14 protein-coding genes and 1 tRNA gene are annotated in these 14,748 nt (G+C 67.8%); 11 read left to right on the top strand and 4 right to left on the bottom strand.

Features of this window, described 5'->3' with window-relative positions; all coding sequences use genetic code 11:
• Positions 1–255 precede the first annotated feature (255 nt).
• The 7 genes from GGR04_RS14615 (at position 256) to GGR04_RS14585 (ending at position 7,475) form a co-directional block, all read left to right on the top strand.
• Positions 256–972: a class I SAM-dependent methyltransferase gene (locus GGR04_RS14615; RefSeq protein WP_183200672.1), complete on the top strand. Its 717-nt coding sequence runs from the start codon at positions 256–258 to the stop codon at positions 970–972.
• Positions 973–1,178: 206 nt separating this feature from the next.
• Positions 1,179–2,219 (top strand): cysteine synthase A, encoded by a 1,041-nt coding sequence (locus tag GGR04_RS14610; RefSeq protein ID WP_183200671.1) that lies wholly within the window; start codon positions 1,179–1,181, stop codon positions 2,217–2,219.
• Entirely contained in the window at positions 2,219–2,962 is a 744-nt protein-coding gene (locus GGR04_RS14605) for an alanyl-tRNA editing protein (RefSeq protein WP_183200670.1), read from the top strand. The genes GGR04_RS14610 and GGR04_RS14605 overlap by 1 nt, the downstream gene beginning before the upstream one ends.
• Before the next feature lie 75 nt (positions 2,963–3,037).
• Positions 3,038–3,889, top strand: a complete 852-nt coding sequence (sseA, locus tag GGR04_RS14600) for a 3-mercaptopyruvate sulfurtransferase (RefSeq protein ID WP_246393171.1) — start codon at positions 3,038–3,040, stop codon at positions 3,887–3,889.
• 17 nt (positions 3,890–3,906) lie between these two features.
• On the top strand, positions 3,907–4,428 hold the full coding sequence (locus tag GGR04_RS14595; protein WP_183200668.1) for a GNAT family N-acetyltransferase: 522 nt from the start codon (positions 3,907–3,909) through the stop codon (positions 4,426–4,428).
• Positions 4,429–4,471: 43 nt separating this feature from the next.
• Positions 4,472–6,442, top strand: a complete 1,971-nt coding sequence (locus GGR04_RS14590) for a bifunctional 2',3'-cyclic-nucleotide 2'-phosphodiesterase/3'-nucleotidase (protein ID WP_183200667.1) — start codon at positions 4,472–4,474, stop codon at positions 6,440–6,442.
• A 52-nt stretch (positions 6,443–6,494) separates the two neighbouring features.
• Positions 6,495–7,475: an alpha/beta hydrolase gene (locus GGR04_RS14585; RefSeq protein WP_183200666.1), complete on the top strand. Its 981-nt coding sequence runs from the start codon at positions 6,495–6,497 to the stop codon at positions 7,473–7,475.
• A gap of 15 nt (positions 7,476–7,490) precedes the next feature.
• On the opposite strand, the gene ilvA is transcribed toward GGR04_RS14585, so the two are convergent.
• On the bottom strand, positions 7,491–8,744 hold the full coding sequence (ilvA, locus tag GGR04_RS14580) for a threonine ammonia-lyase IlvA (RefSeq protein ID WP_183200665.1): 1,254 nt from the start codon (positions 8,742–8,744) through the stop codon (positions 7,491–7,493).
• A 286-nt stretch (positions 8,745–9,030) separates the two neighbouring features.
• A complete protein-coding gene (locus tag GGR04_RS14575) occupies positions 9,031–10,821 on the bottom strand; it encodes an adenine deaminase (protein ID WP_183200664.1) in 1,791 nt (596 codons plus the stop codon).
• A gap of 187 nt (positions 10,822–11,008) precedes the next feature.
• On the opposite strand from GGR04_RS14575, the gene GGR04_RS14570 reads away from it, so the two are divergent.
• Together GGR04_RS14570 and GGR04_RS14565 are read left to right on the top strand one after the other, a co-directional pair.
• Positions 11,009–11,095, top strand: a tRNA-Leu gene (locus GGR04_RS14570).
• 358 nt (positions 11,096–11,453) lie between these two features.
• Entirely contained in the window at positions 11,454–11,660 is a 207-nt protein-coding gene (locus GGR04_RS14565; RefSeq protein WP_183200663.1) for a hypothetical protein, read from the top strand.
• A gap of 105 nt (positions 11,661–11,765) precedes the next feature.
• Here the strand turns inward: GGR04_RS14565 and wrbA are convergent, their stop codons facing one another.
• Positions 11,766–12,362: an NAD(P)H:quinone oxidoreductase gene (gene wrbA, locus GGR04_RS14560; RefSeq protein ID WP_183200662.1), complete on the bottom strand. Its 597-nt coding sequence runs from the start codon at positions 12,360–12,362 to the stop codon at positions 11,766–11,768.
• 201 nt (positions 12,363–12,563) lie between these two features.
• Between wrbA and GGR04_RS14555 the strand changes: the two genes are divergently transcribed.
• A complete protein-coding gene (locus GGR04_RS14555; RefSeq protein ID WP_246393170.1) occupies positions 12,564–13,328 on the top strand; it encodes a competence/damage-inducible protein A in 765 nt (254 codons plus the stop codon).
• On the opposite strand, the gene GGR04_RS14550 is transcribed toward GGR04_RS14555, so the two are convergent.
• A complete protein-coding gene (locus tag GGR04_RS14550) occupies positions 13,306–14,013 on the bottom strand; it encodes an LssY C-terminal domain-containing protein (RefSeq protein WP_183200661.1) in 708 nt (235 codons plus the stop codon). The genes GGR04_RS14555 and GGR04_RS14550 overlap by 23 nt on opposite strands.
• A gap of 101 nt (positions 14,014–14,114) precedes the next feature.
• On the opposite strand from GGR04_RS14550, the gene gpt reads away from it, so the two are divergent.
• A complete protein-coding gene (gpt, locus tag GGR04_RS14545; protein ID WP_183200660.1) occupies positions 14,115–14,612 on the top strand; it encodes a xanthine phosphoribosyltransferase in 498 nt (165 codons plus the stop codon).
• The last annotated feature ends 136 nt before the right edge of the window (positions 14,613–14,748 follow it).

The raw sequence follows: 14,748 nt of genomic DNA, 5'->3' as shown, positions 1-14,748 counted from the left end.
AGGGCGACCGCCTGAGAGCGGACCTGTGCGCGGGGATGAGAGCTCCAAAGATCCTCCTTAAGGTTTACAGCAACGGTCGGTAGACAACTAAGCCATGATGAGAGCTGATCAGGGCAAGGGGACGGCCGTCATCTTGTCAAAGCTTCGATCGAGACCTTCGAGCGAAGCTTTGAACTCCGCGAAACCGCCCTCCGCTTCGTGATGATCGACGGCCCATTTGCGGCCGGGCGACCGACAACGGGAGATGGGTCGGCGATGGCATTGAGCTTCAGCGAACGTGCCTACCGCGCGCTCACCAACAGACTTCCCGTCGACTGGGCCGTCAGGCTCGATCTGGCGCGGCCGGGCTATCACTGCAGTTGGGGTGGCCCGATGAACGGGCAGGTCCGTCGCCGTCAGCTCGTCAAAGACATTTTCGAGGCCGTGCCGATCGACGAGGTGGTCGAGACCGGGGCCTTTCGCGGCACCACCACCTGCTTCCTGGCGGAGGTGTCGAAGGGCGACGTCCATTCCGTCGAACTCGTCGAGCGATTCTACAAGTTCGCGGCGGTGCGATGCGCCCGCGAACAGCCGAAGATTCGGCTCGTGCACGGCGATTCGCGGCTTTTCCTCAAGGCCCTGGCGGACCGCCCGACGCATCCGTCCACCTTCTTCTACCTCGATGCGCACTGGCAGGAGGACGTTCCCCGACACGAAGAGCTGCGGATCATCCACGCGCGCTGGAGTGACGCCGTGGTGATGATCGATGATTTCGAGGTTCCGGGCGACCCCGGATACGGCGTCGCCCTGTATGGCGGTCACCCGTTGAACGAACGCTACCTGCCGCCGCTGGCGGGCTGGAGCCGTTTCTATCCCGCCGTTGCCTCGGCCGACGAGACGGGCGCCCGCCGGGGATGCATCGTGCTGGCGACCCGCCGCCATGCCGACCGACTCGACGGTCTCGGGCTGCTGCGAGACCGCAAGGATCTTTAAGCGCCCGTCCGCCCGTGCCGATCAGCGAGGCCCATCGAGCGAGGCGACGTTTCCTGCCGTGAACAGGGGATGGCGCGGGGTCGTCGGCGGTCTTGCTCGAGTCGGCTGAACTTTGCGCCACGAGCGCGGTTGTTGGAACGACGGTTCTTGCCGCTTCGCGAGGGCGACCCTACGGTTCGACGACCGCAACCAGCGCTGCAGAGACCATGTCCCGCTTCCCCTCCGTGATCGACGCCATCGGCAACACGCCGCTCATCCGTCTTGCCAAGGCGTCCGAACTCACGGGCTGCGAGATCTACGGCAAGGCCGAATTCATGAATCCCGGCCAGTCGGTGAAGGACCGCGCCGGGCTGTTCATCATCCGCGACGCCGAGGAAAAGGGTCTGCTGCAGCCCGGCGGCATCATCGTCGAGGGCACCGCGGGCAACACCGGCATCGGCCTGTCCCTCGTGGCCGATGCGCTCGGCTACCGCACCGTGATCGTCATTCCCGACACGCAAAGCCAGGAGAAGAAGGACGCGTTGCGCCTGATGGGCGCGGAGCTGATCGAGGTTCCCGCGGTCCCCTACAAGAACCCGAACAACTACGTGAAGCTGTCGGGCCGTCTCGCCGAGCAGCTCGCCCGCAGCCATCCGCAGGGCGCCATCTGGGCCAACCAGTTCGACAACCTCGCCAACCGCGACGGGCATGTCGTCACCACCGCCGAGGAGATCTGGCACCAGACCGACGGGCAGATCGACGGCTTCGTCTGCGCGGTCGGCACCGGCGGCACGCTGGCGGGCGTCGCGATGGGCCTGAAGCGCCATTCCGGCCACGTGAAGATCGGTATCGCCGATCCCGAGGGCGCCTCGCTCTTCAGCTACTATACCGAGGGTGAACTCAAGGCCGAAGGCTCCTCGATCACGGAGGGAATCGGTCAAGGCCGCATCACCGCCAATCTCGAAGGGTTCACACCGGACTTCGCCTATCGCATTCCCGACGCCGAGGCCCTGCCGATCGTGTTCGATCTCATCGGCGAGGAAGGCCTCTGCCTCGGCGGCTCGTCGGGCATCAACATCGCCGGCGCCATCCGCATGGCGCGCGAGATGGGTCCCGGCCATACGATCGTGACGATCCTCTGCGACTACGGCAACCGCTACCAGTCGAAGCTCTTCAACCCCGAGTTCCTGCGTTCGAAGAACCTGCCGGTGCCTGGCTGGATCGGCCGAGAGCCACAGTTCGACGTGCCCTTCGAGGCAGCGTCCTGATGGCCGGCGAGACGGAAGCCGCCTACGCGGACGACGCCTATCTCTCGACCCTCGAAGCGCGTCTCCTGCGCCTGGAGGGCGAACGCGGCCTCGTGTTCGACCGCACCAACTTCTACGCCAGCAGCGGCGGACAGCCGGGCGACACCGGCTTCGTCGAGACGGAGGACGGCCGGCAGATCGCGATCGCGGACACGCGGTATGGCGAAGACCGGGCCACCATCGTGATGATGCCGGCGGAGGACGAGGCGCTCCCCTCGCCAGGCGAGACGCTCGTGCTGCATCTCGACTGGGCCCGGCGCTACAAGCTGATGCGCATGCACACGGCCTGCCATCTCCTCACTGTCGCCTGCCCCTATCCGGTGACGGGCGCGGCGGTCGGCGAGGACGAGAGCCGCGTCGATTTCGACATTCCGGAGGCCGCCGCGGACAAGGCGGAGATTACCGCCCGGCTGATGGACCTCGTGGAGGCCAACCATCCCGTCTTCACACGCTGGATCACCGATGCCGAACTCGACGCGAACCCCGATCTCGTGAAGTCGAAGAACGTCAAGCCGCCGCGCGGCGGCGGGCGCATCCGCCTCGTCTGCATCGGCGACGACGGCACTGTCGACACGCAGCCCTGCGGCGGCACGCATGTGCAGGAGACGTCCGAGGTCGGCGAGATCCACATCGGCAAGATCGAGAAGAAGGGCAAGGAGAACCGGCGGTTCCGCATCCGATTCGGCCCTCTTCCGGCCAGCTGAGCCCGGCATCCCTTCCACCGGTCTCGGCGCCCGTTTATGCTGCGCCGAACCGACCATACGCTAGGGCATGCCGACTTGACCGCCAACCCCTTCCTCATCGCCCCCGCCGATCTCGCCGAACATCTCGGACGCCCCGGCCTGTCGGTCGTCGATGCCTCTTGGTATCTGCCGGCACAGGGGCGGTTCGCGAGACCCGAGTTCGAGGCGGGGCACGTTCCCGGCGCGGTGTTCTTCGATCAGGACGCGGTGGTAGACGAGACCGCGGCGCTGCCGCACACGCTGCCGAATGCCGAAGCGTTCGCTGCGGCGATGACGGCGCTCGGCATCGCCGACACCGACACGATCGTCGTCTATGACGGGCTCGGCTTCTTCAGCGCCCCCCGCGTCTGGTGGATGTTGCGCGCCTTCGGTGCGCGCGACGTGCGCCTCCTCGACGGCGGCTTTCCGGCGTGGACGGCGGCCGGTCTGCCCGTCGAGACGGGACCGGCGCGGCCTCGCACCGCCGCCTTCCGGGCCGAGCTCGATCCAGGTGCCGTGGTCGGCTTCGAGGCGATGCAGTCGATCGTCGCGGACGGCTCGCGAGAGATCGCCGACGCGCGCCCGGCCGAGCGCTTCCGCGGCGAGGCGCCGGAGCCGCGCGCGGGCGTGCGATCCGGCCATATGCCGGGTGCGCGATCGGTACCGATCGGCTCGCTCGCGGAAGGTGGACGCCTGAAGCCGCCGGAGGCGCTGCGCGGCGTCTTCCGCGAGGCGGGCGTCGATCTCGACCGACCCGTGGTCACGTCCTGCGGCTCCGGCGTCACGGCGGCGGCGATCAGCTTCGCTCTGGCCTCTCTCGGCAAGCGCGACGTCGCGCTCTATGACGGGTCGTGGACCGAATGGGGATCGAGCGAGACGACGCCGGTCGAGACGGGTCCCGCCCGTTGAAGGCCGAAGTTCGATCGATGCGCATTCTCAAGACCATCGTCACCCAGCTCGTGATGCACCAGCCGCCCGAGCAGCCGACGCCGTTCCCCGCCAGCGGACGCCACCATGCGGTGCTGGCGGTTCGCCGGATCCCGTTGGACTACTACCGCTATCTCTACGACGCCGTGGGGCGCCCCCATCACTGGACGTCGCGCATTCTGAGCGATGCCGGGCTGCAGCGAGAGATACACGGCCCGAACGTTCGCATCCGCGTACTCTATTGCGATGGCGCGCCGGCCGGCTGGTTCGAGCTCGATGCCGGCCGCGCGCCGCGCGAGACGCGGCTCGTGCATTTCGCGGTCCTGCCGCAGTTCCGCGCCATGGGATTGTCGCGTCCGCTGCTCTCGCAGGCGATCCTCGCCGGCTTCGAGGAGCATCCGGGCGCCCTCACTGTCGAGACCAACACGCTCGACCATCCCGCCGCCCTGCCGCTCTATCGCAAGATGGGTTTCCGTCCGGTCTCGACCCGCGAGGTCTCGACGCCGGCCTATGGCGACTGACGACGGGTCACTCGCCGACGCTCGATCGAAGAAGGAGGGACTGATGGCACCGACCGCGTTGAACCGCAGAGACTTCCTCGTCGCCGGCGCGGCCGTCGCCGGCGCCGCGTTGCATCCGTTCAGCGCGAAAGCGACTGAGCGGCAGGCGCATCTGCGCATCATGGAGACGACCGATCTCCACGTGAACGTCTTCCCCTACGATTATTACGCCGACAAGGAGACGCCGACCGTCGGCCTCGCCCGCACCGCCACCATCATCGACCAGATCCGTGCCGAGGCCACAAACACGCTTCTGTTCGATAATGGCGACTTCCTCCAGGGCAACCCGATGGGCGACTACGTCGCCTTCCAGAAGGGCATGAAGCGCGGCGACGCCCACCCCGTGATCGCGGCGATGAACGTGCTCGGCTATGACGCGGGGACGCTCGGCAACCACGAATTCAACTACGGGCTGGATTTCCTCGCAAACGTCATCGCGCCCGCGAACTTTCCGATCGTCAGCGCCAACCTGGCGAAGGGCGCGCTGGTCGCCGATCCCGCGTCGGACGAACGCATCGTGCCACCCCACGTCATCCTCGATCGCGAGATCGCGCTCGGCGACGGCTCGCGCCAGCCGATCCGCATCGGCGTCATCGGCTTCCTGCCGCCGCAGATCACCGTGTGGGACGCGCAGAACCTCGCCGGCAAGGCCTCGACACGTGGCATCGTCGAAACAGCGCGCGCACTGGTGCCGCGCCTGCGGGCGCAGGGCGCGCAGATCGTTGTGGCGCTCTCGCATTCGGGCATCGCAGCGGGAAGCGCGGACGATGCCGGCCTCGAGAACGCCTCGCTGCAACTGGCGGCGGTGGAGGGCATCGACGTCGTGCTGACCGGGCACCAGCACCTGCGCTTTCCCGGCGAGGACTTCGCCGGGATCGAGAACGTCGACGCGGTAGCGGGTACGCTGCACGGCAAGCCCGCTGTCATGGCGGGCTTCTGGGGCTCCGATCTCGGACTGGTCGATCTCCTTCTGGAGCGCCGGGGCGAGGGCTGGGCCATCGTCTCCGCAACGAACGAGCTGCGCCCGATCTTCGAGCGGGTGGACCGCACGCCGCGAGCTCTCGTCGAGAGCAAGCCGGAAGTGCTCGCCGCAGCCAAGGCCGACCACGAGGCGACGCTGACCTATGTGCGCACGCCCGTCGGCGAGACCACGGCGCCGCTCTATTCGTATTTCGCGCTCGTCGCCGACGACCCGTCCGTGCAGATCGTGAACCAGGCGCAGCTCCGGTACATGAAGGAGATCCTGAAGGGCACGCCCCTCGCCGCGCTGCCGCTCCTGTCGGCGGCCGCGCCCTTCAAGTCGGGCGGTCGCTCGGGGCCGGACTACTACACCGACATTCCCGCCGGCCCGATCGCGATCCGCAACGTCGCCGATCTCTACCTCTATCCCAACACCGTGCAGGCGGTGAAGGTGACGGGCGCCGGCGTGAAGGACTGGCTGGAAATGTCGGCCGGCATCTTCCAGCAGGTCGAGGCCGGCGGAAGCGACCAACCGCTGATCGCGGACGGGTTTCCCTCCTACAATTTCGACGTGATCGACGGCGTGACCTACCGGATCGACGTGACGAAGCCCGCCCGCTTCGACCGAGACGGCAAGCTCATGGACGAGGGGTCCTCGCGCATCGTCGATCTCGCCTTTGGCGGCGAGCCGATCGACCCCGCGCAGGAGTTCGTCGTCGTGACCAACAACTACCGCGCCGGCGGGGGCGGCAAGTTTCCGGGCATCGGGCCGGACAAGATCGTCTTCGTGGCGCCCGACGCCAACCGCGACGTGTTGATCCGCTACATCGTGGAGAACCCGCGGATCGACCCGGCGGCGGACGGCAACTGGCGCCTCGCCCCCGTGCCGGACACCACGGTGCTCTTTTCGACGGGTCCGGCCTCGGCCGCCCATCTACAGGACATCGCCGCGTTGAAACCCGAGAGCGCGGGACGCACCGACGACGGATACGCCCGCTACCGGTTGCACCTGTGACGCGATCGCGCCATTGCGTGGCCACTCCTTTCCGCCAACCCCGGACTTTCGCTTGCGCCTTCGCCTGATCCTCGCCGCCCTCGCCCTTCTCGCCGTCGCAGCCGCGGCCGTCTGGGTCTTCGGACCGAGGGAGCCCGCGCGCCTCGCGCCGACATTCGACGCGTCGGCGATCGGCGACGACCCGGTCGCCTATCTCGCCCGCACCGAGGCCGACATCCCCAATCTTCGATCAAATGCCGAGAAGGAGATCGTCTGGGCCTATCCGGCCTCGCGCTCCAAGACGCCGATCGCCCTCGTCTACATTCACGGGTTCTCGGGTGCCAAGGGCGAGACGCGTCCGCTGGCCGACGAGGTCGCCAAGCGCCTCGGCGCCAACCTGTTCTACACGCGCCTGACCGGCCACGGCCGCGACGGCGCCGCCATGGCGGAGGCGAGCGTCGGCGACTGGGTGGACGACATGGCCGAGGCGACGGCGATCGCGCGGCGTCTCGGCGAGCGCGTGGTGGTGATCGGCACCTCGACCGGCGCGACGCTGGCGACGCTGGCCGCCAGCCGTCCCGATCTCTCCACCGATCTCGCGGGGCTCGTGGCAATCTCGCCGAACTATGCCGTGCAGAACTGGCGCTCGTTCCTGCTGACTCTGCCCTTCGCGCGCGAGATCATCTCCTATCTCGGCCCCGAGACCTACGGGGCCGCCAAGGCGGAGATGACCGTCGACGACGAGTGGACGACGAGCTATCCGACGCGCGCGCTGCTGCCGATGGCGCGGCTGGTGGAAATCGTGCAGGGGCTGGACTTCGCGAGCCTCCGTCTGCCCGCGCTCTTCGTCTACTCGCAGGGCGACAAAGTGGTGGATCCCGCCCGCACGGACGTCATCGTCGGTCGCTGGGGCGGCGCGCACCAGACGATCCTGGTGACCGATTCCACCGACCCCTCGCAGCACGTCATCGCCGGCGCGATCTCGTCGCCCAACACGACGGAGAGACTGGCGGGCGAGATCGCGGACTGGATCCGCGCCCTACCCGCCTCGTGACCCGTCGAGGCAGCTTCAGATCAGGAGATCGGCGATCACCTGGTTGTCGGTGATGTCCTGATAGCGGATGCCCTCGTCGGCGAAGCGGCGCAGCAGGATGTCGAAATTGCCGGGATCCTTGGTCTCGATGCCGAGAAGGATCGAGCCGAACTCGCGCGCCGATTTCTTGAGGTACTCGAAGCGGGCGACGTCGTCGTCCGGCCCGAGCAGCGAGAGGAAATCCTTCAACGCGCCCGGCCGCTGCGCCAGCCGCAGCACGAAATACTTCTTCCGGCCGCCGTAGCGCAGCGCCCGCTCCTTGACGTCGGGCAGGCGCTCGAAGTCGAAATTGCCGCCGGAGACGACGAGCACGACGGTCTTGCCCTTGAGCTCGGGGCCGAGCGTACGCAACGCGTCGATCGCCAGCGCCCCGGCCGGCTCCAGCACGATGCCCTCGGTGTTTAGGATCTCGAGCATGGTCTGGCAGAGCCGCCCTTCCGGCGAGAGGATCACCTGCTCAGGCGCGAAGCGGCTGAGCACCTCGAAGGGCAGTTCGCCGATCTCGGCCACGGCCGCGCCGTCGACGAAGCCCTCCATCTGCGGCAGTTTCACCCGGCGGCGCTCGCGCAGGCTCGTCTGCAAGCTGGGCGCACCCAGGGGCTCCACGAGGCGGAACTTCGGGGCGCCCTCGCCCTCGAAATAACGCGCCATGCCGGAAGCAAGACCGCCGCCGCCGACAGGTAGCACGAGCATGTCCGGCGTCTCACCGTCGAGCTGGCGCACGACCTCCAGCCCAACGCTCGCCTGGCCCTCGACGATGTCCTCGTGGTCGAAGGGCGGCACCATCGCCGCGCCGCTCGTTGCGGCATAGGCCTTGGCGGCCGTGTAGCAATCGTCGAAGAAGTCGCCCACGAGCTCGATCTCGACGGCATCGCCGCCGAAGACGCGGGTCTTGTCGATCTTCTGCTGCGGCGTCGTCACCGGCATGAAGATGCGGCCTTTCAGGCCGAAATGCCGACAGGCGAAGGCGAAGCCCTGCGCGTGGTTGCCGGCGGAGGCGCAGGTGAAGCTGGCAGCCGTGTCACCCGCCTCGATGCGCTTGCGCATGAAGTTGAAGGCGCCGCGGATCTTGTAGGAGCGGACCGGCGTCAGGTCCTCGCGCTTGAGGAAGATGCGCGCGCCGTAGCGGGCGGAGAGGTGCTCGTTGAGCTGCAGCGGGGTCTCGGGAAAGAGCGCGCGCAGCGCCTCTTCCGCGCGGGCGACGCGGGCGACGAATTCGGAGGTGGACATCGACGGGACATTTCGGTCGGAAGTCCGCCGCTCGGGGGCCGGACTTCGGGAAAGGTTCGGGAGCGAACGCGGCGTGCCGACCATTCGATCGGACCGACGCGAGCCGGACGCGCTCGGCGCCGCAGCTGCGAACAGCGGACGGGCTAGAGAGCGCCGGCGCCGATAATCGGGAACGTTGCTCCGCCGATCGATGATTTCAATGCCATCGCACGTCCCCTTTCCGCTCTCCCGTTGCCGACCAAACGTCCATCGGCGATCCCGCGTCTTTTGTAAAGCGAGCCCGGCGTCATACGAAGACGTCGACGATCTCGAACCGATCGACGTCGACCAGCCCCTTGTCGGAAATGCGCAGCGACGGGATCACCACCAGCGCCAGCAGCGAGTGCTGCATGTAGGCGTTGTTCAGCGTGCAGCCGGCCTCGCGCATCGCCGCGATCAGCCGGTCGGCCTTCTCGGCGACGATCTCGGCCCGCTCCACCGACATGAGCCCGGCGACCGGCATCTCGATCAGCGCCTTCTCCTCGCCGTCCGCAAAGAAGACGACGCCGCCGCCGACGTCTCCCAAGCGGTTGGCGGCCTGCGCCATCGAGGCGGCATCCGTGCCGACGACGATCATGTGATGGCTGTCATGCGCGACGGTGGAAGCCATCGCGCAACGGCCGCGATAGCCGAAGCCGGAGACGAAGGCGTTGGTGACGGTGCCGGTGGCGCGGTGGCGCTCGACGAGGGCGATGCGGCAGACGTCCTGCGCGAGGTCGCCGGGCACCTCGCCGTCGATCACCGGCAGCGTCACGGTGAGCGCCCGCGTCGGGGCCTGGTTCTCGACCACGCCGATGACGCGCGCCGTCACCTCGTTGCGCCCGGCGGGCGCTTCGAGCGTGAAGTCCGCCGCCGCCAATTGCCGTCCGAGGCGGACCGTGTTCTTGGCGCTGTCGGGATAGGGATAGGCGGGAACGTCGATCGCCAGCCGTCCCGCCTCGGCGACGAGCACGCCGCGCGCGTAGACGGCGTCGATCCGCAGCGCCGCGAGGTCGGAGACGAGAAGAAAGTCGGCGCGCCGCCCCGGCGTCACCGACCCGATCTCGCGCTCCAGGCCGAAATGCTCGGCGGTGTTGATCGTCGCCATCTGGATGGCGGTCACGGGCTTCAACCCCTGCGCGATCGCATGGCGCACCACGCGGTCCATGTGCCCCTCGCGGATGAGCGTGCCGGAATGGCAGTCGTCGGTGCAGAGGATGAAGTGCCGGGAGTCGAGGCCCATCTCGGTCACGGCCTTGATCTGCTCGGCGACGTCGTACCAAGCCGACCCCAAGCGCAGCATCGCCTTCATGCCCTGCCGCACGCGCGCGACGGCATCCTCGGCGCGGGTGCCCTCGTGGTCGTCGGCCGGCCCGCCCGCGACGTAGCCGTGGAAGGCGCGGCCGAGATCGGGCGAGGCGTAGTGCCCGCCGACCGTGCGCCCGGCCCGGCGCGTCGCGGCGATGGCGCCGACCATGGTCGGATCGTTGGCGGCGACGCCCGGGAAGTTCATGACCTCGCCGAGCCCGATGATGCCCGGCCAGGTCATCGCCTCGGCGACGTCGGCCGGCGAGATTATCGCGCCCGCCTCCTCCAGCCCCGGCGCCGAGGGCACGCAGGACGGCATCTGCGTCCACACGTTGATCGGCTGCCCCAGCGCCTCGTCGTGCATGAGGCGCACGCCCGCGAGGCCGAGCACGTTGGCGATCTCGTGCGGATCGATGAACATCGAGGTCGTGCCGTGCGGCATCACCGCCCGGCAGAACTCCGTGACGGTCACCATGCCACTTTCCACATGCATGTGGGCGTCGCAGAGGCCGGGCACGACGGTTCGCCCCGCTGCCTCGACGATCACGGTATTCGGCCCGATCGCGTGCGAGGCGTCGGGGCCGCAATAGGCGAAGCGCCCGGCGACCACGGCGATGTCCGTGTCCGGCAGGATCTCGCCGGAGTGGACGTTCAGCCAGCGTGCGCCGCGGATCACGAGGTCGGCGGGGGTGCGTCCCATCGCCACGTCGACCAGCCGCGGGGCGACGTCCTCGAAGCGCTCGATCGTCATGGCGTCATGTCCCTGCTCGTTGGCTTGAACGACACGCTTAACCTCGAAGGCCCGCGAAATCCAAACGCCCGGGTCGCGGCATGACGAACGGGAAGGATTGAGACGACGACCGGGACGGGGTATCGCTCGCATCATGCGAGCGCCGCCTTCTACTTGGGACGGTATCCCCGCGGCGCAGCGCCAGCATGCGGACTTGGTGAAACCGGTAGACACAAGGGGCTTAAAACCCCTCGCCCGCAAGGGCTTGCGGGTTCGAGCCCCGCAGTCCGCACCACCTGCCTTCCCGGTTCGCGCGGGAGGTCGAGACCTCGGCAACTCGCTCGGGCCTGCGCGAGATCGGCCGAGGATGTCGCAGTCGGCGCCATCGAGGCCCCCACGGCAATTCTTTCGGAAAGGAATGGACCGGGCGGACGCTTTTGCCAGAAGCGGATGAATTCCCGTCGAGCGTTGTTGAAGACAAATCTAGAACGGTCGTTCAACTGTAATTGTCTGAGGAGAAGCCGGCCGTATGAAACATGACGGTTTGGTTAAAGTGCTTAGGGACGACTGCTGAGGACTTGTCGAAGGGATGCCGGTGTGATGTGATCGACACACAGATCGAAGAAATTCGGGAGAGTTCGGGGAGGACGTTCATGCCAGCCAGTCATCGCATATCGCAGGCACCGCCCGTCCAGTCCGACGAATGGCTCGAACTTCCCGACGAGACGGTCGGCACTCTTCTCCGCCAGCTCCAGAGCGACAATCACGCATTCGACAGCCTCCGCGAGGCCTTGGAACGGGACTTCCACGAGGTTCGGCGTGGGGAACGCGACCCCGCATGGTTGGACGCTCTCGCCTGATGGCGGGCTGAGGCCCCATCGGTTCTCGCCCATCGTTTCATCTGAAAAGCCGCCGAGGATCGCTCCCCGGCGGCTTTCCTGCATCCATCGTTCGACGTCGCGCGCTCAAGCGAGCTTGGCGGCGATCTCGGCGATGTGCTTGCCCTGGAAGCGGGCGCCGTCGAGCTCGATCGCGCTCGGCATGCGCGAGCCGTCGCCCGCCGCGATCGTCGTGGCGCCGTAGGGCGAGCCGCCGACGATCTGGTCCATCGCCATTTGCCCCTGGAATGAATAGGGCAGGCCGACGATGATCAGGCCGTGATGCAGCAGCGTCTTGTGGACCGAGAAGATCGTCGCCTCGTTGCCGCCATGCTGGGTGGCGGACGACGAGAACACGCCGCCGACCTTGCCGATCAGCTTTCCCTGTGCCCACAGACCGCCCGTGCGATCGAAGAACGTCGCCATCTGCGAGGCCATGTTGCCGTACCGCGTCGGCGTGCCCACGATGATCGCGTCGTAGTTCGCGAGGTCGTCCGGCTGCGCCTCGGGAAAGTCGTGGTCGGTCTTGAAGTGCGAAGCCTGCGCCACTTCGGCGGGAACCGTCTCGGGTACGCGCTTGACGTCGACCTCGGCGCCGGCACTGCTCGCGCCCTCCGCGACGGCCTTGGCCATCGCTTCGATATGACCGTAGCTGGAATAATAGAGAACGAGAACCTTCGCCATCGCGGTCCACCTTGCTGCTGGAGCCCGGATGTTGAAACGGCCTCCGGGTCGTGGGCCTCGGCGGGAGATAGAGCGCGTCCGCCGGCGGAAAGCGAGACGCGGCACGGTGACGGTGCGTCTTCGCCGCAGCCCCTTCCTCCATCCCCTTGCGCTTCGGCGGCGCAGGATCATCTGCAGCCTTCCCCGACGAAGGAGCTTCCGATGAGCGATACCCATCCCGCCCCCCGCGCCGCCATGCTGGCCATTGGCGACGAGATCCTGTCGGGGCGCACGAAGGACCGCAACATCGGGCACCTGGCCTCGGTGCTGACGCTGGCCGGCATCGACCTGAAGGAGGTTCGCATCGTGCCGGACGAGACCCCGGCGATCGTCGAGGCGCTGAATGCCTTGCGGACCACCTACGATTTCGTGTTCACCTCCGGCGGCATCGGCCCGACGCATGACGACATCACGGCCGACGCCATCGGCGCGGCCTTCGGCCTGCCCGTGACGGTGCACCGGCAAGCGAACGAGCGCCTCGCGGCCTCCTATCGCTCGCGCGACCTGCCCTACACCGAGGCGCGCCAGCGCATGGCGCGCACCCCCGAAGGCGCCTCGCTGATCGACAACCCGATTTCGGTCGCGCCCGGCTTTCGCGTCGAGAACGTCTTCGTCATGGCCGGCGTGCCGTCGATCTTCGCCGCGATGCTCGACAACGTATTGCCGACGCTGCCGAGCGGTCCGGCGATCCAGAGCGTCGCAATCACCTGTCCACTTGGCGAAGGCGACATCGGCGGCCCGCTCGGCGAGATCCAGAAGCGCCATCCCGGCACCGCGATCGGCTCCTATCCGAAGTTCGACGGCCAACGCTACTCCACCGAACTCGTGATCCGCTCGCGCGATCCAGCCGCGATCGAGGCGGCGCGCGTCGAGGTCGAGGCGATGATCGCGACCGTTTCGGCTGCTACGGGTGCGGCGAAAGCGTGACGATCGAGGCCATGCCGTCGGTGCGATAGGGCGAGCCCTCGCCGTTGCGCCCGTTCGCGGTGGCGCCGATGCCGGTTTCCATCCGCAGAGCGGCGACGCGGCCGGCGTGCTGGAGGTCGTTCACGAGCGCACTGCGCGCTTCGTCGATCTCGGGCGCGATGTCGTGGGTCACGGCGCCCGTGTAGTGGCTGAAGCCGACGCCCGCGTCGAAGGTGACCGAGCCCAGCCAGAGCGGCGCCTCGGTGTCGTCGCCCGGCGACATCCGCCAGAAGCGCACGTGCTGGCGCCGATCGGCGCTCCCGCCCACCGGCTTCTCGAAGGCCAGCGCTTCCACCTGCCCCTCGTAGAGAAGCGGACTGACCGGCGCTTGGCGATAGGCGCGGTCGAACAGGACGCTCGCGGCGATGCGAAGGCTCGAAAGAACGGTGACCGGATCGGCCGGATACCAGCCCGCCGCCGCCATCGCGGCTTCGACGTCGCCGCGCGTGCCGAGCAGGCCGATATTGATGGGATCGCCCGGCCGGCCGTCGAGCGTTGCCGTCACCATGGGCCGCAGCGTGCCGCCGCTTCGCGCGTCGTACTGGGTCCAGAACCGCGGCAGCACGACATAGGCGCAGAGGGCATAGAGGACGACGAGGCCGAGGCCGGTCAGCAGCGCGTATCGTGTCCGATGCCGTCGTGCCATCGCCTCGCCTTCCCCCGTGCGGCGGCGCCGGACCGACCGGCGAACCTTGCTCCCGCATTCGCGACAAGCTATCGCAGCGGCCAGCCCTGAGGAGTGTTGCGATGTCCGCGCCCGAGAAATCCTTTCCCGTGTCCTGGGAGCAGTTTCACCGCGACGCGCGCGCCCTCGCCTGGCGGCTTGCCGGCCAGCGGCAGGAGTGGAAGGCGATCGTCTGCATCACCCGCGGCGGCCTCGTGCCGGCTGCGATCATCGCGCGCGAACTCGGGACGCGGCTGATCGAGACGGTCTGCATCGCCTCGTATCACGACTACGACACGCAAGGGGAATTGCGCGTTCTCAAGGACATCGCCCCGGCCCTGCGCGAGGACGACGGCGACGGCATCCTGATCGTCGACGACCTCACCGACACCGGCAAGACCGCCGCACTCGTGCGCGCCATGCTGCCGAAGGCCCATTTCGCCACCGTCTACGCCAAGCCGAAGGGCCGGCCGCTGGTGGACACGTTCATCACCGAGGTGAGCCAGGACACCTGGATCTTCTTTCCTTGGGATCTCGGTCTGACCTTCCAGGCGCCGATCGCCAAGGGCTCGGCGGGCTGAAATTGCAGGAGCCGTTCTCCAAGAGGGAAAACGGCAACGGCTCCCTGAATGACCCTTCGATCGCGCCATCGGCGAAGCTTGCGCAGGGCCTGCGGCATCTGCGCCGCATCGTTCGCGACGACCGAACCTGTCGATC

Source organism: Aureimonas pseudogalii, from assembly GCF_014196835.1.
GTDB classification, from domain to species: domain Bacteria; phylum Pseudomonadota; class Alphaproteobacteria; order Rhizobiales; family Rhizobiaceae; genus Aureimonas; species Aureimonas pseudogalii.
This window is presented reverse-complemented; position numbering and strand designations above follow the sequence as displayed.

What these genes read in the sequence shown, in the direction of transcription:
- GGR04_RS14615 (WP_183200672.1), top strand. Translation starts at nt 256, where the DNA reads ATGGCATTGAGCTTCAGCGAACGTGCCTACCGCGCGCTCACCAACAGA.
- GGR04_RS14610 (WP_183200671.1), top strand. Translation starts at nt 1,179, where the DNA reads ATGTCCCGCTTCCCCTCCGTGATCGACGCCATCGGCAACACGCCGCTC.
- GGR04_RS14605 (WP_183200670.1), top strand. Translation starts at nt 2,219, where the DNA reads ATGGCCGGCGAGACGGAAGCCGCCTACGCGGACGACGCCTATCTCTCG.
- GGR04_RS14595 (WP_183200668.1), top strand. Translation starts at nt 3,907, where the DNA reads ATGCGCATTCTCAAGACCATCGTCACCCAGCTCGTGATGCACCAGCCG.
- GGR04_RS14590 (WP_183200667.1), top strand. Translation starts at nt 4,472, where the DNA reads ATGGCACCGACCGCGTTGAACCGCAGAGACTTCCTCGTCGCCGGCGCG.
- ilvA (WP_183200665.1), bottom strand. Translation starts at nt 8,744, where the DNA reads ATGTCCACCTCCGAATTCGTCGCCCGCGTCGCCCGCGCGGAAGAGGCG.
- GGR04_RS14575 (WP_183200664.1), bottom strand. Translation starts at nt 10,821, where the DNA reads ATGACGATCGAGCGCTTCGAGGACGTCGCCCCGCGGCTGGTCGACGTG.
- GGR04_RS14565 (WP_183200663.1), top strand. Translation starts at nt 11,454, where the DNA reads ATGCCAGCCAGTCATCGCATATCGCAGGCACCGCCCGTCCAGTCCGAC.
- wrbA (WP_183200662.1), bottom strand. Translation starts at nt 12,362, where the DNA reads ATGGCGAAGGTTCTCGTTCTCTATTATTCCAGCTACGGTCATATCGAA.
- GGR04_RS14555 (WP_246393170.1), top strand. Translation starts at nt 12,564, where the DNA reads ATGAGCGATACCCATCCCGCCCCCCGCGCCGCCATGCTGGCCATTGGC.
- GGR04_RS14550 (WP_183200661.1), bottom strand. Translation starts at nt 14,013, where the DNA reads ATGGCACGACGGCATCGGACACGATACGCGCTGCTGACCGGCCTCGGC.
- gpt (WP_183200660.1), top strand. Translation starts at nt 14,115, where the DNA reads ATGTCCGCGCCCGAGAAATCCTTTCCCGTGTCCTGGGAGCAGTTTCAC.